This is a genomic window from Nitrospina watsonii (assembly GCF_946900835.1).
GTDB classification, from domain to species: Bacteria; Nitrospinota; Nitrospinia; order Nitrospinales; family Nitrospinaceae; genus Nitrospina; species Nitrospina watsonii.
The window spans coordinates 2844055-2861870 of sequence record NZ_OX336137.1; the positions used below are offsets into that span (position 1 = coordinate 2844055).

15 protein-coding genes, 1 tRNA gene and 1 pseudogene are annotated in these 17816 nt (G+C 59.6%); 5 read left to right on the forward strand and 12 right to left on the reverse strand.

What is annotated here, in order from left to right:
- Positions 1-159 precede the first annotated feature (159 nt).
- Genes hisI through QML71_RS13325 form a run of 3 tightly spaced genes read left to right on the forward strand, consistent with a single transcriptional unit; the run spans position 160 to position 2836 of the window.
- The gene (gene hisI, locus QML71_RS13315; protein WP_282012415.1) at positions 160-531 is read left to right on the forward strand and encodes a phosphoribosyl-AMP cyclohydrolase; all 372 of its coding nucleotides are present in this window, start codon (positions 160-162) and stop codon (positions 529-531) included.
- A 31-nt stretch (positions 532-562) separates the two neighbouring features.
- Complete coding sequence (hisG, locus tag QML71_RS13320) at positions 563-1441, forward strand: ATP phosphoribosyltransferase (protein ID WP_282012416.1); 879 nt, start codon at positions 563-565, stop codon at positions 1439-1441.
- Positions 1442-1456: 15 nt separating this feature from the next.
- On the forward strand, positions 1457-2836 hold the full coding sequence (locus QML71_RS13325) for a hypothetical protein (protein WP_282012417.1): 1380 nt from the start codon (positions 1457-1459) through the stop codon (positions 2834-2836).
- A 52-nt stretch (positions 2837-2888) separates the two neighbouring features.
- On the opposite strand, the gene QML71_RS13330 is transcribed toward QML71_RS13325, so the two are convergent.
- The 10 genes from QML71_RS13330 to QML71_RS13375 all read right to left on the reverse strand — a co-directional run bounded on the left by QML71_RS13330 (position 2889) and on the right by QML71_RS13375 (position 13243).
- On the reverse strand, positions 2889-3698 hold the full coding sequence (locus QML71_RS13330; protein WP_282012418.1) for a menaquinone biosynthesis protein: 810 nt from the start codon (positions 3696-3698) through the stop codon (positions 2889-2891).
- 434 nt (positions 3699-4132) lie between these two features.
- Positions 4133-6208 (reverse strand): sodium-translocating pyrophosphatase, encoded by a 2076-nt coding sequence (locus QML71_RS13335; protein WP_282012419.1) that lies wholly within the window; start codon positions 6206-6208, stop codon positions 4133-4135.
- On the reverse strand, positions 6205-6774 hold the full coding sequence (pth, locus tag QML71_RS13340) for an aminoacyl-tRNA hydrolase (RefSeq protein ID WP_282012420.1): 570 nt from the start codon (positions 6772-6774) through the stop codon (positions 6205-6207). The genes QML71_RS13335 and pth overlap by 4 nt, the downstream gene beginning before the upstream one ends.
- 26 nt (positions 6775-6800) lie before the next feature.
- Positions 6801-7454 (reverse strand): 50S ribosomal protein L25, encoded by a 654-nt coding sequence (locus QML71_RS13345; RefSeq protein ID WP_282012421.1) that lies wholly within the window; start codon positions 7452-7454, stop codon positions 6801-6803.
- A 2-nt stretch (positions 7455-7456) separates the two neighbouring features.
- A complete protein-coding gene (locus tag QML71_RS13350) occupies positions 7457-8419 on the reverse strand; it encodes a ribose-phosphate diphosphokinase (protein ID WP_282012422.1) in 963 nt (320 codons plus the stop codon).
- A 32-nt stretch (positions 8420-8451) separates the two neighbouring features.
- Positions 8452-8528: transfer RNA gene (locus tag QML71_RS13355), tRNA-Gln, on the reverse strand.
- Between the two features lie 188 nt (positions 8529-8716).
- Positions 8717-9619 (reverse strand): 4-(cytidine 5'-diphospho)-2-C-methyl-D-erythritol kinase, encoded by a 903-nt coding sequence (ispE, locus tag QML71_RS13360; protein ID WP_282012423.1) that lies wholly within the window; start codon positions 9617-9619, stop codon positions 8717-8719.
- A 12-nt stretch (positions 9620-9631) separates the two neighbouring features.
- Entirely contained in the window at positions 9632-10423 is a 792-nt protein-coding gene (locus tag QML71_RS13365) for a DUF4292 domain-containing protein (protein ID WP_282012424.1), read from the reverse strand.
- A gap of 40 nt (positions 10424-10463) precedes the next feature.
- Entirely contained in the window at positions 10464-12746 is a 2283-nt protein-coding gene (locus QML71_RS13370) for a DciA family protein (RefSeq protein WP_282012425.1), read from the reverse strand.
- A gap of 158 nt (positions 12747-12904) precedes the next feature.
- Positions 12905-13243, reverse strand: coding sequence for a TraR/DksA family transcriptional regulator (locus QML71_RS13375; protein WP_282012426.1), 339 nt, complete (start codon positions 13241-13243; stop codon positions 12905-12907).
- A 162-nt stretch (positions 13244-13405) separates the two neighbouring features.
- On the opposite strand from QML71_RS13375, the gene QML71_RS13380 reads away from it, so the two are divergent.
- Together QML71_RS13380 and QML71_RS13385 are read left to right on the forward strand one after the other, a co-directional pair.
- Entirely contained in the window at positions 13406-14716 is a 1311-nt protein-coding gene (locus tag QML71_RS13380; RefSeq protein WP_282012427.1) for a class I SAM-dependent methyltransferase, read from the forward strand.
- A gap of 552 nt (positions 14717-15268) precedes the next feature.
- Positions 15269-16789: a glycosyltransferase family protein gene (locus QML71_RS13385; RefSeq protein WP_282012428.1), complete on the forward strand. Its 1521-nt coding sequence runs from the start codon at positions 15269-15271 to the stop codon at positions 16787-16789.
- A gap of 33 nt (positions 16790-16822) precedes the next feature.
- Here QML71_RS13385 and QML71_RS13390 read toward each other — a convergent pair whose 3' ends face one another.
- Together QML71_RS13390 and QML71_RS14100 are read right to left on the reverse strand one after the other, a co-directional pair.
- A complete protein-coding gene (locus QML71_RS13390; RefSeq protein WP_282012429.1) occupies positions 16823-17509 on the reverse strand; it encodes a 6-bladed beta-propeller in 687 nt (228 codons plus the stop codon).
- Positions 17510-17590: 81 nt separating this feature from the next.
- Positions 17591-17815 (reverse strand): annotated as a pseudogene (locus QML71_RS14100) (NHL repeat-containing protein); the annotation flags it as partial.
- Position 17816 lies beyond the last annotated feature (1 nt).

Sequence of the window (17816 nt, forward strand, 5' to 3'; positions counted from 1 at the left end):
AAACCTTGATTTAAAGGCCCAATGACTATACATTGATCGGACACATCCCCGAATCCACAAAGCCTTTAGAATTGTCGGTTTAGTACACCGACAGGCTATTATAATGTTGACAGAAAATCAATATTATTTAAAATTCGCTGTTTTACCCGGGAGTCCCCAATGAAGCTCGATTTTGACAAGATGGACGGTCTGGTTCCGGCCATCATTCAGGACGCCAAAACCGGCAAGGTCCTGATGCTCGCCTACATGAACCAGATCGCCTGGGAGAAGACGCTGGAAACAGGCAATGCCTGGTTCTACAGCCGGTCCCGCGACAAACAGTGGATGAAGGGCGAAGAGAGCGGCAACGTGCAGAAGGTGAAGGAAGTGTTCATCGATTGCGACGACGACACGGTGCTGCTCAAGGTGGAACAGGTCGGCGACGCCGCCTGCCACAAAGGCTACCAGAGCTGCTTCTTCCGCAAGCTCAACGGGGAGCTGACCGTCATCGAAGAAAAGGTCTTCGACCCCGACAAAGTGTATAAAAAGTAAAACTGCAACCTTTCAAATACCAGGTAAGTGAATGAGTGGAAACGTATTGAAACTGGGTATTCCCAAAGGCAGTCTCCAGGACGCCACCGCCGCCCTCTTTGAAAAAGCCGGGTGGAAGATCAAATTCAGCAGCCGTTCCTATTACCCCACCATCGACGACGACGAGATCGAGTGCCTGTTGATCCGCGCCCAGGAAATCGCGCGTTACGTCGCCGACGGTGTGCTCGATGCGGGCCTCACCGGCAAGGATTGGGTGCAGGAAAACCGCGTCGAGGTGAAAGAGATCGCCGACCTCGTGTACTCGAAAACCTCGAGCCGCCCGGTGCGCTGGGTGATCGCCGTGCCCAACGACTCGGCCATCAACAACGTCAAGGACCTGCAGGGCAAGCGCATCGCCACCGAAGCGGTCAACATGACCGTCGATTTCCTCAAGCAGCACGGCGTCACCGCCTCCGTGGAATTTTCCTGGGGCGCGACGGAAGTCAAACCGCCGAAGCTGGCCGACGCCATCGTCGAGATCACCGAAACCGGCAGCTCGCTGCGCGCCAACAACCTGCGCATCATCGACACCATCATGGAATCGAACACCAAGTTCATCATGAACAAGGATTCGTTCAAAGACGACTGGAAACGCAACAAGGTGGAACGCATCGTGCTCATGCTGAAGGGGGCCATGGCCGCCAATCAAAAGGTCGGCATCATGATGAACGTGCCGCGCAAGGAAATGGAAGCGGTCATGAAAATCCTGCCGCGCGACATCAAGCCCACCATCTCGGACTTGACCGACACCGACTGGGTCGATCTGATGGTCATTCTGGAAGAAAAGCTGGTGCGGGAAATCGTGCCGGATCTGAAAAAAGCGGGCGCGGAAGACATCGTCGAGTTTCCGCTGAACAAACTCATCCACTAATCAACCGGGAAGCCATTGGCCAGGGACGAAGAACGACAGGAACCGGATTCCGAACCCCCGGAGTCCCAGTCCCCACCGCCGGAACACGAGGGCGAGGCGGAAGCTTGGCCCACGCAGGGGGACCCCTCCGGCGATGACCCGGTGGCGTCTGAGACCCCTCCCGAACACGGCGACGCGCACCCCGATGAAGCCACCACCTCCGAGGCCTCCGCCTCGGACGAACCCGGCGATCCCGCTTCGGGCGATCCCGCTTCGGGCGATCCCGCTTCGGGCGAACCCACTTCGGGCGAACCCGCTTCGGGCGAACCCGCTTCGGACGATGCGGCTTCGGACGATGCGGCGGACGCGCTTTCCGAAGAAACACCCCCCGCCGACGCGCCTCCCCAAAAAGTCAAAACCCCAGGCACCGGCAAACTTTGGTTCGTGCTGCTGCTGATCGTGGGCGCTGCCGGATTTTTCGGCTGGAAGGGGTTCGAGATGCTTCGCGGCCACCAGGGCGTTTTGGTTTCGCTCAGCCGGCAATCCAAGGACCTCGGCCGGGATATCCAGAAACTGCGCGAACTGACGAATCAACTCTCCGAGAAAAACGCGGCGCAGCTGGAACAGTTGATCGCCCGCTTCGAAGCCTCACAACTGCGCATCTCCAAAAATACCGAAGAACAACGCCGCACCCTGGAATCGCTGCAAGAGGAAATCGAAAAACTCAAGGAAGGGGTGCGCATCGGCACCATCCAGTTGCAATCGACGGAAGAGGTGCCTGGCTCCGGCGAGGAACTGGCGCCTGTTTCGGAAGAGGTGATGCAAACACCCGAAACCGCTCCCACGGAAATGACGGAAGAGGCCGCGCCGGAAGAAACCCCGGAAAACGAGGCGGGCATGGAAGCATCGACGCCGCCGGAAACTATGGGGGAAAACCTGGAGACGGACAGCGAAACGGTAGCCGGGTCGGTTGAACCCACCAACGAGGTCACACCGGGCGCACCGGAAGAAACGGAAACCGCGGTCGAAGAATCCGCCGAAGAAGAAAATGCGGATGCGGAAAGCGTCGAGGAACCGGAAGTGACCGGGCAATCGGCGCCGCAGGAAGAGACCGTGGCGGAAATCACACCGGAAGAAGACATGACGACGGAACCGGTCGAAACGGGAGACGCAACGCCGTCTGCCGAACCCCAGGCGGAACCCACGCCCGCGATGGAAACGGTCGAAGCGCCGCCGCAACCGGAAACTTCCAAACCACAGCAGGAAACCCAATCCCCCGAAACGCCGCGCGGTCCCCAGCGCAGCGAGGAAGCACAAAGCTACATCGACTTCGTCGAATCTTCCAGCAGCAAGGCGTGGGGCTGGGTCAAAGAGGGTTCCAGAAAACTGTGGGGCTCCCTCAAAGACCTGTTTTAAATCATCCCCAACCGCCCATTTCACTCAGAGCGTGACTCGGACAGGCGGCCCCTCACTCCGCAAACTCCAAAGCGGGGCGCATGTTCAAAACTTTTTTCTGAAAGCACTGATCGCGGAACGCTTCCAACCCCTCCACTTCACCGGGACCCAGCGTGTAAATGATTTTGGTTTCGAGGTAATCGCGCACCCCATTGGCATCGAGTCCGGTTTTCTTTGTCTGCTCGCGGACAATGGAATCCATTAACGCCCGACCTTGCGCAGGGGCGTCGGCGACCGCCTTCAGCATTGCCGGAGTGAGCGCCGCCTCGCGCCGCACCGCCACCACGGCGTGGACGAAGGCACGTCCGGTCAACTCCAGCCAGCGCTGGCTGAGATCGGTCACCGTCCAGCCCTCCGCATTGTCGTGCACGGCGAATCCCTGGTCACCGATCACCAGCGCCGCATCGCACGTGCGCATCATGTGGGTGATGTCCGGATGGATGCGTGAGTACTGCACCTTAGGCGGAAACACATCTTCGAACAGAATGCGGAGCAGGGTTGCCGAGGTGCGCGAACGTTCGTCCAGTGCCACGGTGCGCACCACCTCCAGCGGTCCCCGCGTGACCAAAAGCACCGTGTCCACGGCGCCGCGTGACGCGATGCACGCGCCCGGAACAAGCCGGTACGCATCGGCGTGAGCGAGGTACTCGATGGACGGAATCATGGCGAGGTCCAGCTCTCCGGCGTGCAGGCGGTCGGCCAGGTTGGCCGGCACATCGCGCACCAGTTCCCACCCCACTTTGGGCGCGGCGGCCTGCAACGGCACCAAGAGAGGCTGCGCGTTCAGGAAATCATGGAATCCAAATTTTAAGAGAGACGACATGGCTCAGTGAAACTGAAAGGTAAGGAGGCGTTGGACCGTATCACGTAGTGAGGAAAACCGGCATGAAGGCTGGCGACCGGCTCTCAATACAACCTGTTTCCTTCGGACGCAGCCCGCCGGGTAGCACCCGGAGGCAACAGGAAAAATTTCTTTGCGCGCTTGACGACCATCGCCGGGACTGCCGGGCAGTAGCCATCTGCTTTCGGACGCAGCCCGCGCCCACGGACCATCGCAGGGACCGTTGAGCAGTAGCCATCTGCCTTCGGACGCAGTCCGCCGGGTGGCACCCGGAGGCAACAGGAAAAATTTCTTTGTGCGCTTGGCGACCATCGCCGGGACTGCCGGGCAGTAGCCATCTGCCTTCGGACGAGGTCCGAAAAAAAACCGGGATGGGCGAACCCATCCCGGTTTCCAGTCACACAATTGAAAGAACCTTAGAGGAACAAGGGTGCCAGCACCAGTGAAACGATGGACATCAGTTTGATGAGGATGTTCATCGCCGGGCCGGACGTGTCCTTGAGCGGATCGCCGACGGTGTCGCCGACGACCGTCGCCTTGTGCGCATCGGAGCCTTTGCCACCCAGGTTGCCGCTTTCCACGTACTTCTTGGCGTTGTCCCAGGCGCCGCCGCTGTTGGCCATGAACAGGGCGAGCAGAACTCCGGTCAGGGTGGCGCCGACCAGCATGCCGCCCAATGCCTCGGCGCCGAGCACGGTACCGATCAGGATGGGCATGACGATGGCGACCACACCGGGAGCGACCATTTCCTTCAACGCCGCCTTGGTGCTGATGTCGATGCAGCGGGCGTTGTCCGGTTTGCCGGTGCCTTCCATCAGGCCCGGAATCTCGCGGAACTGACGGCGGATTTCTTCCACCATGGTGAACGCGCCGCGACCGACTGAGGTCATGGTCATGGCCGCGACCATGAACGGAATGCCGCCGCCGATGAGCACGCCGATGACGACGGTGGTGTCGGTGATGTTGATGGTTTCCAGTCCCGCCGCCTGCGTGTACGCGGTGAACAGGGCCAGCGCCGTGAGCGCTGCCGAACCGATGGCGAAGCCCTTGCCGATGGCGGCGGTGGTGTTGCCCAGGGCATCGAGGCCGTCGGTGATTTTGCGCGTGTCTTCACCCAGCCCGGCCATTTCCGAGATGCCGCCGGCGTTGTCCGCGACCGGACCGTAGGCATCGACCGACATGGTGATGCCGACCGTGGCCAGCATGCCCACCGCAGCCAAAGCCACGCCGTACAGGCCCGCCGCGCTGGCGGAAACGAAAATGGCGAGAGCGATGGTCAGGATCGGGGCGACACAGCTTTCCATACCGATGGCAAGCCCGGTGATCATGACGGTGGCGACGCCGGTCGAACTGGATTCGGCGATCTTCACCACGGGTTTGCCCGCCGTGTAGTATTCGGTGATCAATCCGATCGCCACACCGGCCAGACAGCCGAATGCCAACGCGACGAACACGCCGGTGGGCAGGCCCATGACCTTGATGACGATGAGAGCGACCAAAAGCATCGCGCCGGCGCTGACGAACGTCGAGTAACGCAACACGTCCGCCGGGTCCAGACTGGTCATGGCGCGGATGGAGCGGATGCCGATGATGGACGCGATCAGGCCCACCATGGCGACGATGACCGGCAGCGCCATGTACTCGAAGCGCATGACCGACATGCTGGTGGCGATGGCAATGGTGGCGATCATGGAACTGACGTAGGATTCGAAAATGTCGGAACCGAGACCTGCGACGTCGCCCACGTTGTCGCCGACGTTGTCGGCGATGACGCCGGGGTTGCGCGGATCGTCTTCGGGAATGCCGGCTTCCACTTTACCGACGAGGTCGGAACCGACGTCGGCGATCTTGGTGTAGATGCCGCCGCCGACGCGGGCGAACAGGGCGATCGAGCTGGCGCCCATGGCAAAGCCGCTGATCACGCTGACGGCTTCGCCGCGCGCAAACAGGGCAAACAGACCGCCCACGCCGAGCAGACCCAGGCTGGCCACACACAGGCCCATGACCGCGCCGCCGTTGAAAGCGATGTCGAGCGCTTTGGCCTGGCCGGACTCATTGGCCGCCGCCGCCGTGCGCACGTTGGCGGTGGTGGCGGCGTTCATGCCGAAATACCCCGCCGCCATGGAACAGGCCGCCCCGATCAGATACGCGATGGCCGTGCCGAGACCGATCCAGAATCCTTTTTGCGAACCGATGACAAACGCGAGAAGGATGAACACACCACCGACGAAGTACGCGAGGATTTTGTATTCGCGACCGAGAAACACCATCGATCCTTCGTGGATCGATTCGGCGATCTCGACCATCTTGTCGTTGCCTTCGGACTGATCGTCCACATATTCGTAAGTTTTCAGCGCGACCCACAGGCCGAAGATGCCAAAAACAAATCCGAGGTAAGCAAAATTGTACGACGCATCAAACGCCGCGAAAACGATATAAAGCAGAAGGGACAGGCCAACAAAAATGACCTCGCCTTTATATTCCTGAATCATTCCGTATTTTCCTCCGTCGTTTGATTGGATTGCGTTTCGATTTCAGTGAGGATCGCTTCCACTCGCTGCACAGCCTGTTCCACCACCTCGTTGAGCTGCTCCAGGTCCCCCCCGGAAAATGGAGAGAGCACATAATCCACGATCTGATGTTTGTTCTCAGGCCGGCCAATGCCGACGCGAATGCGCGCAAACCCGTCGGTGCCCAGCTGCTCGATGCAGGAGGCCACACCACGCTGTCCGGCATCGCCACCCTGAAACTTGCGTTTGATCTTTCCTGGCGCCAGATCGATGTCGTCGTGCACGACGATCATCCGGTCCGGGGACAGGTTCCAGGCGTTGAGGAGCGCCTGTGCGGCGCGTCCGCTCTCGTTCATGTAGGTCATGGGCTTGGCAAGAACCACCGGGTGCCCCCCAATCTCCCCTTGCCCGAACAGGGAGCGGTGTTTGTGCTGGGTCAGCGGAATGCGGTGTTTCTCCGCCAGATTGTCCAACACCAGAAATCCCACGTTATGCCGCGTCAACTCGTATTGCGGCCCGGGGTTGCCCAACCCAAGAATCAGATACACAACGGCTCAATACTGTGAAAACAGCATCATGATTCGGACTTGCCTTCCGCCGGAGCCGCCGCCTTTTCACCTTCCTCAGCTTCTCCCGCTTCAGCAGCTTCTTCCTCTTCCGTCTTCTCGACTTCTTCCTTGACCTCGTGGATGGAGACCACCGCTTCCTCCGGATCGTCGATGACTTCGATGTCCGCCGGCAGGGTGAGGTCGGAAACGTGCACGACCTGGTCCATCTCCACCTTCGTCATGTCCACCTTGATGTCGTGCGGGATGTTGCCCGGCAGACAGCGGATGTGCAATTCGTCCAAAGACTGCTGCACGATGCCGCCCAGTTTTTCGGCGGGCGATTTGCCTTCCAGCAGGATGGGCACCACGGTTTTGATTTCTTCCGTCATGTCCACCTCATAAAAGTCCACATGCACCCAGCCCTCTTTGATGGGATGAGTCTGGTGGTCCTTGATGATGACGGTGCGCTTGGGCACCGAGTCGCCTTCGACGGACAGGGTCATCAGGGTGTTGGTGCCGTAGGCTTCGATAAGCTTGCGCAGTTCCTTGTGGTTGATCGTCACCGCGACCGGATCCTGCTGGCCATACACGACGCCGGGCACGGAGCCCTCTCCACGCAAAATGCGGTTGGCGGCGGTGCCGCGTTGACTTCTGATTGTTCCATTCAATTCTTTTGACATAACTACAGATTATCCTCCGCATCGAACAGTGAACTGATCGAAGACTCGCTGTGAATCCGTAAAATGGCTTCACCCAGAAGCGAAGCGACGGAAAGAATCTTGATCTTTTCGATCGATTTCAAGTTTTCCCTTAAGGGAATCGTGTTGGTGGCAATGACAGACTTGATGGGCGATTCGCGAATCCGGTCCCCGGCCGGTCCAGACAAGACGGCGTGCGTGCAACATGCGTGGACTTCCGCAGCGCCCGCTTCCAGCAACGCGTTGGTCGCCTCAATCAGTGTTCCCGCGGTATCAATCATGTCATCCACGATGATAGCGACTTTCCCACGCACATCCCCGATGATATGCATGGCTTTGGCGACGTTGATTCCATCCCGGCGCTTGTCGATGATGGCCAGCGACGTGCCCATTCGTTTGGCATACGCGCGCGCCCGTTCCACACCGCCCGCATCCGGGGAAATCACAACAATATTGGGCAGTTTAAGGCTTTTAATGTAACTGATCAGGACATTGACTGCAAATAAATGATCGACGGGGATGTTGAAAAATCCCTGAATCTGCCCGGCGTGCAGGTCGATGGTCAGCACCCGGTCGCAGCCGGCGGTGTGCACCAGGTCGGCCACCAGCTTCGAGGTGATCGGCACCCGGGGCTCGCATTTGCGGTCCTGCCGGGCATAGCCGAAATACGGGATGACCGCGGTGATGCGCTTCGCCGACGACCTGCTGAGCGCGTCGATCATGATGAGCAACTCCATCAGGTTGGTGTTGCCCGGCGAACAGGTGGGCTGGATGACAAACACGTCGCCGCCGCGGACATTCTCCTCGATGCGCACATACACCTCGCCATCGGAGAAATCCTTGACCACGGTCTTGCCCAGTTCAATATTCATGTACTGGCAGATTTCGTGCGCCAGATCGGTGTTGGCCCGGCCTGAAAATACCAGCACTCTTCCGTTGTCGCTCATGCGTGTGGGGTCCCTGTCCGTGGGTACAATAGTGGCTGGGGCGGGAGGATTCGAACCTCCGAATGCAGGATCCAAAATCCTGTGTCTTAGACCACTTGACGACGCCCCAACAATTCGTTAATCCCTGATTTTTATCTTTTGCGTCCCCTGCTCCGTGCAAACGTTGTCCGTTCCCTGCCCGTTCCGCCGGGTCCCTGCGTACACCGTGTTGTTCGGAAAATGTGAGCTATGACATCGCGGGCAGGAGAAATGAGCCTGATTCGATGGGGTTTCCTGCGTGTGCGGCCCCTTGAATGGTCACGGATAATCGAGCAACTCTCCAGGCAAAAACTCCGCAAACCGGGAGACCGTCTCGGCCACAAAGACGTCCCAATCGGTTGCCTGAAGCCGGGAAAACGCCCGCTCCGCCTGGTCCCGGTTGGCAAAAATACCGAACACGGCGGAACCACTGCCGGAGAGAAGCACCCCCTTCGCATCGAGCGCACTCAACGCATCCCTGACCTGCCTGACAACCGGAAACCCTTCTAAAACAACAGATTCCAAGTCGTTGTGGAGATGGGCGGCCAGACCGGCGATATCCGATTGAGAGAAAAATTTTTGCAAAATACTAATCGTTTTTGGGGGGGTTGTCAAATCTAAAGTGAGCCGCCGATAGACCTCTGCGGTGGGCACGGTCAGTCTCGGGAAAATAATAACAAGGTGCATTTTTTCAGAGGGTTCCAACGGAGTCAGGCGCTCGCCGCGACCCCGCCCCACGGCCTGCGGCGCTGACAGGAAAAACGGAATGTCTGAGCCCAAACGGGCGGCTATTTCGTGCAGGGCGGGGCGCTCCAGTTGGAGGTCCCACAGCCGGTTGAGTCCCCACAGCACGCAGGCAGCGTTGCCACTGCCGCCACCCAGCCCGGCCCCGGCGGGGATGTGTTTTTCGAGCCGGATGCGGCAGCCCTGCCTGGCGGCTTCCGGCACGGTTTGCTGCAGCATGCGGGCGGCGCGCACCACCAGGTTGGTGCCGTCGGTGGGAATGCCGGGCGCGTCGCACTCCAGCGTGACCTCGCCCGCCGCCGCGGTTTCCAGTTCCACCTGGTCGTACAGGCTGACCATCTGAAACAATGTTTCGAGTTCGTGAAAGCCGTCATCGCGTTTGCCCAGCACAAACAGGCCGAGATTGATTTTTGCGGGCGTGCGGAATTTCAGCTTCATGGGGGGTGATGTTCAGGGGGTGGCGGACCGTTCCGGAAACAGCTCGAAGGCGGTATCGGGAATGGCCGGGTTCACCTGCGGGTTGCGGTAATTCAGGATCACTTCGTCGCCCTGTTCAAAACGCTGGATCGTGACCTGGTGTGGAAAAGAAATGGCGCCGACCGGTTTGGACTGGCTCCATGCCACATGGTACACCTTTTCCAGATTTTTGAACTGGGTCATTTCCACCGGCCGCAGGGTGTCGCCATCGAGCACGATGCGGTAACGCTCTTTGCGAAACGGATCGTACGCATCCAGCACGTAGCGGACCGGTGCGCCCTCGGCGGTGATGCCCCGCACCTCGAGCTTGTCGAAACGCGGCACCTTGCCCAGAAATACGTTGATGAATTCGCCGAAGTCGAACCAGGTGCCGAACAGATCGGACATCATATACCAGGCTTCGGCTCCGGTGTGAATCCGGTTTTTCTGCGGATCGTAAATCTGAATGTGGCCGGGCTTGAAGATGAACACGCCCAGCGGCTGGCCGAAGGCGCTCAGGGTGTCGAGGCGGATCGACTGGTCGTTGCGGGCGATCACCGTCTGCCTGAGGGTGTGGTTCAGAAATGGCGTGCGGATCTGGGTTTTAACAAAGGCGCGCACGCTGTGCACCGCGCTCTGGTGGGTTTCCAACGCGCTCAGGATGACCGCATCGGAAACCGTTTTCTCCGGCGCCGGTGTGGGCGCAGGCGGCACCGTCTGGCAGGCGGACAGCACGGCCAGCGCAATGGCCGCCAGCAGGACGCGGACAGGGAATGACGGGTTCATGAATACAACCGTGACAGCCGGTCTGGGAACGGCTTAAGGATTACGGGGTATGCAACAGCTCTTCGGCGTTGCGGATCTTGCTCTCCAACCGGTCCAGGTCGGGGATTTCCCCGGCCGCATTGTTGAGCCGTTGCCGCGTCAGCACCAGACTGGTTTTCCATGCCTTGCGGGCTTCCTCGATGTTTTCCAGCGAAAAATAAATATCGCCCAGATGGTCATATAAAACCGGGTCGGGCTCGGTGTAGATCAACGCTTTCTTGATGTGGGTGAGGGCTTTTTCCGGCTCGCCCTTTTTGTAATAAATCCAACCCAGACTGTCGAGGAAATAGCCGTTGCGCGGCTGGATGCTGAGCGCCTGCTCCAGGTGATACAGCGCCCGGTCGAGCTTGATGTTGCGCGACGCATACATGTAACCGATGAAGTTGTGCGCGTTGGAATGGTTGGGGTTGATCTCCAGCGCCTTGTTCATGTTGGCGATGGCTTCCTCGTACTTGCCCATGCGTTCCAGCAGCGCGCCCTTCTCAAAATAATACGCGTCGTGCGAGTTGTTGAGCGCGATGGCGCGGTCGATGGTCTGCAGCGCTTCCTCGTTGCGGTTGAGCGACATGTACGCCAGCGTCAAGGCGTGGAACAGACGGTGGTTGTGCGGATCGCGGTTCACAGCGAGGCCGAGCAGATCGACGGACTGCGACATGCTTCCGTCCAGCCCGTACAGGCGTGCCAGTTTCAGCAACACTTCCACGGTATCCGGTTCGTCCTTCTGGGCCCGGTAGGCTTCGATTTCCTGGACCGCCTTGTCCGGCCGCCCCAGCACTTCGTAAATGCGGGCGATGGTGAAGCGCACTTCCTTGTCTTCTCCCTGCGCCAGCACCAGCCGGAACTCATCGATGGCTTCCAGATACATGACCTGCTGGTAAAAGATGGCGCCGATCATGCGGTGGATGTCCGGCTCCGCCAGCGGCAACTCGGGCAGCGGCTGGGTGCCGGACGTCAGCGTTTCGGTGACCGGGTCCCAGGCTTCATTGAGCGTGTCGTAACGGTCCGCCACCACCGTATTCGCCGGGTCCAGTTTTTTCAGGATGCGGTACTGGGTGATGGCCTCCTGATACTTTTCCTGTTTCTCCAGCGTGATGGCCAGTGCCTGCCGGGCCTCGATCATGCTGGGCCGGAGCGACACCGATTTCTTCAGCTTCTCCTCCGCCGCGGGCAGATCGCCGGTGTCCAGCAGGCTGCGCCCGTAATAAAAAAATCCCAGGGTGTTGGCGGGATCGATCACCGACACATTGTGGAACCATTCCCGCGACGCTTCATATTCCTTCAGGAACCGCAGGGCGGTGCCGGCCATGAGGAACGCGCGCGGGCTTTTCGGGTCCAGTTCCGACACCTTGCGGTAATGCTCCAGCGCCTCGGCGTGGCGGCCGCGGCTGGTCAGGATGTCGCCGACGATGGTGTGCATGCGGACGTTGTCCGGGAACGTGCGCAGCCCGCGCTGACCGAGCTGCAACGCCTCATCCAATTTGCCGATACGCAGGTACAGCACCATCAGATGCGTGATGAAATCTTCTTTTCCCGGCTCGTGCTCCACCACCTTCGCGTAATGGTGGGCGGCCATGTCGAAATCGCCCTCGCGCTCGTACTTGAGGTCCATCATAAAGTGGTAATACGCGCGCGGGTCGCGGTAGCGGCCGGGATTCTGCTCATTGAGTTTGCTGATGTGGCGGACCGCGTAGCTGTCTTCGAAATCCGGCGTGCCTTCCGCAATCTCGATATCGAACCCGGGCACGGTGTCGCCGATCGTCGCGCAGTTGGACAATCCGACCACACAGGCGAGCGCCAGCGCCACGAAGCGGAACTTGTGCGCCAGCCCGGTGAGCGTTTCCTTCAGAGCCGGATCCGCAATGCGGTCCAGCGAACCCACGTCCACAGGCAGGGTGGGATTGGCTTCCGGCAGTTGGGTGTGTCGCATACGCTTGGGTTTCCTTTTATTAGAGGACGGCGGTTGGGTTTCCGGCCGAATGTCGTAATGAATGCGGGTGAAACAGGAGGTCCGGAGGGACCGGTTCAGCCCTTCCAGAATCCGCGTGTCCAGCGCCTTCAACGGAGCCAGCCATTCGGGACCGTCCACCTGCACAAACAGCGTCTTCTCCGTGACGCGGGTGATGCGTGTGTGGCCCGCGAGCTTTTCGCCGACCAGAATTTCCCAGACGAAACCGATGCGTTCGGTCACGTCTTCATCCTGTTGTTCCGGAATGGCGGTCAGCAGATCGGGAAGCACATTGCGTAGCGTCGCCCAGCGTTCCGGCCGACCGGGCCCGTTGGTCATTCCAATCGCTCCTTATAAATCCATCGTTCCATTTTAGAAGGGACCGGAAGCCATTTCAAAACATTTTATATGAATGAGGCCGCAGCCCGTATCCAACATCCCCTGCAAAGGCCTGCAATGTCACCTGTTCCGAAGATACGGCACAGGGTTCACTGCATTCACTTCTCGGCGCAGGCGATGCAGCGGGTGTTGGTGGGGTCGGCGTGCAGCCGGCGGGGATCGATTTCCTCGCCGCACACGAAGCAGTCGCCAAACCGCCCGGCGTCGATGCGGCGGAGCGCGCCTTCGATTTTCGTCAGCATCTGCTGGTTGCGCCGGGCCGCTTCCTGCGCCATCTGCTGGTCCTGCATGGCGTCCATGCGCGACAGGCGGCCCATGCGCGCCTGATCGAGCTCCACCGGTTTCGCCGATTTTTTTGACGCGGCCTCCAACGCCTGCAACTCCGCCTGCATGGAGAGCAACTGGTCGCGGAAGGTTGACAGCTCTTCGGGCTTCATGGGCCTCCGGTGTGTGGAACATCTTCTCTCGTTTGCGATGCGCTGTCAGGTGTAACCCAACCCGGCGGTAAAATCCACACCCAATCCCCGCCGCCCGGCGCGGCACGACCGGACCCACATTTGCCGTATCAAACTCGCGGATTCCGCTTATAATGCCGGGCGATGTCATTTTTCTCGGAAGAACACAGGCTGGCCGCCACCCGGCGGATGCTGCACCACCTGGGCGACACCCTCAACGCCCGCTTCTCCGTCCGCCTGTGGGAGGGATCGCTGATCCCGCTGGGCCGCGAGGTGGACGAGCGGTTTGTCATCGCCATCAACGGCTCCGGCGTGCTGGGCGGACTGCTGCGGAAACCGACGCTGGAAAACCTGCTCCTCGAATACGTCAAGGGCCACATCGAAATCCACGGCGACCTGATCGACTTCATCGCCCTCCTGCGCGACCGGCAGATGAAGAAAAACCTGAAGAAGCTCAACAAATTTTTCCTGCTGCGGCAGGCCCTGCCGCTGTTGTTCGCGCCCGCCGCACACAAAACGGTGCAACACGAATACACGGACGACGCGATCGGCCGCGATGCAGCGCGCCGCGACAACAAAAAGTTCATCCAGTTTCATTACGACATCAGCAACGAGTTTTACGCGCTGTTTCTCGATGAGGAAATGCAGTACTCCTGCGGCTATTTCAAGGACGCCGGCACCTCGCTGGACCAGGCGCAGCAGGACAAGCTGGAAATGATCTGCCGCAAGCTGCGCCTCCAACCGGGTGAAACCCTGCTCGACATCGGTTGCGGCTGGGGCGGATTGATCTGCCACGCCGCCCGCCATTACGGGGTGACGGCGCACGGCGTGACCCTGTCGCAGCGGCAGTTCGATTTCGCCACGGAAAAAATCAAAAAGCTCGGCCTGGAAGACCGCGTCACCGTCGAGCTCCGTGATTACTCGACGCTGGAGGGCGCCTACGACAAGGTGGTGAGCGTCGGCATGTTCGAACACATCGGCATCGCCAACATGCCCGCGTATTTCAAAAAAATCCACTCGCTGCTGAAAGAACGCGGCATCCTGATGAACCACGGCATCTCGCGCCGCGCCAAGGCCTCGCGCCGCAAGGCGCTCAAGGTCCGGCCCGAACGCCGCCTGCTGCTGAAATACATCTTTCCCGGCAGCGAGCTCGACAACATCGGCCACACCGCCGACCTGATGGAGATCGCCGGGTTCGAGGTGCGCGACATCGAGGCCTGGCGCGAGCATTACGGGCTGACCTGCCAGCACTGGTACCGGCGGCTGGAAGCGCGCCGGGAGGAGGCCATCGGCTTCGTCGGCGTGGAGCGGTTCCGCATGTGGGCGCTGTACCTCGCCGGGGTGTCCACCGGGTTCCGCGACGGCTCGATGCACATCTGCCAGGTGGTGGCGACCAAACGCGGCCCGAAAGGTCCCTCCGGCCTACCCCTCACCCGCGACGACCTGTACCGGTAGGCGGCTCCCTTACAGGGAGGGGAAACGGGCTGATGCGTTTTGGGGCGCAGGCAACGCCTGAGGCAATGAGTTAAAAAGATCGCGCCCTTGGCCCCCTCCCCTGTACCAAGGGGCACTCACGGAGTGACAGGTCGGGGTGGGATTTTGGAGCGCAACCCGTATTCACGGGTTGCCACGACCTCCCCTTAATCCCCTCCTTGGAAAGGAGGGGAGATATTCAGCATTGCGCCACGAAAATTCTTTAATGCAGACCTCACGCATTACCCCATTCCCTCCGGACGGCGTCCGGCGGGCGCAAACCGACGAGCACCCCCTTCCAAAGAGACCTTTGCATGCCTGTTTTTAATGGGTGAACCCATAGATTCTTCGTCGCCTGCGGCTCCTCAGAATGACAGGCCGGGGCCGGAATTGTCATTCTGAGCGTCAGCGAAGAATCTATGTTTTGGGTTTATCCCACTTACGCCAAAGTCTCCTTACCCAGGGGAACCGGTTTGCCGCCACATCAAAAGACCGGTGCCGCCCGGCGGATAGTTGTGGTTTACTGAAGTCCTTATGCGCACCCGCACCGTCCTCCTCATAACGGGCATCGGCTCCGTCCTCCTCTACCTCGGCCTGTGGAGGCTGTCGCTCGCGTTCAACTGGGGCGAGGGCTATGCGGAGCGGCCGATCCTCGCCTACCTCGCGCTCTACGCCGCATTGTTCGCGCTGTACGCGTGGGCGGCGTTCAAAATTTTAAAGTCGCCGTACCGGTGGAACACGCTGTGGCTGATCCTCATCCTCGGCCTGTTGTTTCGCGGCGCGGTCCTGCCCGCCAACCCCATCCAGGAAGACGACATCTACCGCTACCTGTGGGACGGCAAAGTGTTCGCCCACGGCATCAACCCGTTCAAATACTCGCCGAACGAGGTCAGCCGCATGAAGGAGTTCATGATCCGCGATCCGGCCAGCTTCGAGGCCACCTACACGCCGGACCAGATTCGCGAGCTGACGCAATTGTATCAACTGAAATGGGCGAGCGACCGCAGCCTGGTGTACATGGAACGCATCAACCACCCGGCGGTGCCGACCATCTATCCGCCGATGGCGCAGTACGTGTTCCGCCTGGTGCACACGCTCAAACCCGACAGCATTCCCATGATGCGCATCGCGTTTTTCCTGTTCGACCTGATGGCGGTCGCCTTCATCGCCCTCACGCTCCGCGAACTGGGGCAGAACCCGAACCTGTGCCTGGTCTATTACTGGTGCCCGCTGGTCATCAAAGAGACGTTCAACTCGACGCACCTCGATATCATCGGCATCGCGTTTTTGACGGGCGCGATTTATTTTCTCGTGCGGGCGCGGTATTACGCGGCGTACTTCTTTCTCGCACTCAGCGTGCTGGGCAAACTGTATCCGGCGATCCTGCTGCCGCTCTACCTCAAGCGCCAGTTTCAGAGTCGGGTGGAAAAAGGAAACGCACCGTGGAGAGCGTGCGCCGCGGGCGTGGCATTGTTCGCCGGGGTGATCGTGGCGGGCTATTTGCCGTTTGTGAACATCGGGCGCGATGCGTTTGAAGGGCTGGAGACCTTCACCACTTACTGGCAGAACAACGACAGCCTGTTCGCCTTGGTGCTGTGGTTTTACGGCACCGTACTGGGGGTGTCGTCGGAGTTGCCTGTCGGCTTCTCGTACGACCTGCCGTCGTTGCTGGCCAAGATCACCGTGCTCGTCATCGTGCTCGCCGTGCTGGCGTATCTGTTTTTCCGTAAGGCGCGGCAGGGGGAGGACGCCGACCGCGCCTGCCTCGGCGATCAGTTCGTCATCATGGGGCTGGTGTTTCTGCTGAGCCCGGTGCAGAACCCGTGGTACCTGATGTGGGTGGTGCCGTACCTGTGCTTCTTTCCGTGGCGGTCGTGGATTTGGCTGACGGGACTGGTCGGCTTCTACTACCTCGATTTTTATTTCGAGTACCAGGACATGACACCCCTCATCCCGTGGATCGTGTGGATCGAGTTCACCCCCTTCTACCTCGCCTTCGCCTATGAGTGGTGGTGGCGAAAACAAAAAACTTTAACCACCGATGTACACCGATGAACACTGAAATACGGATGCTGCCCTTCTCTAATGTCATTTTGTGGTTTCAGGTTGGGGACGCCATTTTTGCACACGGTTGTTGCCATAGTCCGCGACAAACACGGTACCATCGCCCATCACCGTAATGGCAATCGGATAATTGAACTCGCCGGGGCCAAACCCTTTTTTACCGAAGGCGGTCAAAAAGTCACCCTCGGGAGAAAATGTTTGAACGCGGTGGTTATAAAAATCGGCGACGAAAACATTTCCGGAAGGACCGGTGGCAATTCCCGTGACGGTGGCAAACCACCCCACAAAGGGACCGGAAATATCAATGGCAAACGGTCCGCCCCATTTGTGGCTGAAGCTTCCGCCGGGAGAAAACACCTGAACACGGTCGTTATACCCGTCCGCGACATATAAAAACCCTTTGGAATCCAGGGCCACATCCGTTGGGTAATTGAATTGCTCCGCCCAGATGCCCACCTTGCCGGTTTGCCCCCATTGCCGGAAGAAGCTTCCATCCGCCCGCAGTTGCTGGATTCTCTGATTGTAAAAATCCGCGACGAACAGATCGCCATTGGGAGCCACGGCCACGCCCCCCGGCGCTTCGAATTCCCCGGGGCCCGAACCGGACCGGCCCAGAGTTTGTTGGTGCGTGCCATCGAGGTTAAAGATCTCGATGCGGTCATTCCAGTAATCGGCCACGTATAATTTTCCCTGGGCGATGGTCAGGTTCATGGGCCGCTCCAGATGACCGGGTTCGGTTCCGGGCGTGCCGAATTGGCGTTTGAAGTTTCCATCCAAATCGAACACCTGAATGCGGGCATTGCGTGCATCGGACACAAACACTTCTCCGTTGGCGGCGGCGATGCCTGTCGGGTCGTGGAACTCGCCGGGCCGGTCGCCCTTGGAGCCCCAGGCGGTCTCAAACCGGTATTGTGGCTCGGTTTCCAAAAACACCGCGCATCCCGAGGCAGAAACACTTGTCATGAGAAGCAGAACCATCCATAGAGCTGGAATGAATCTTTGTTTTCCAATCATCATT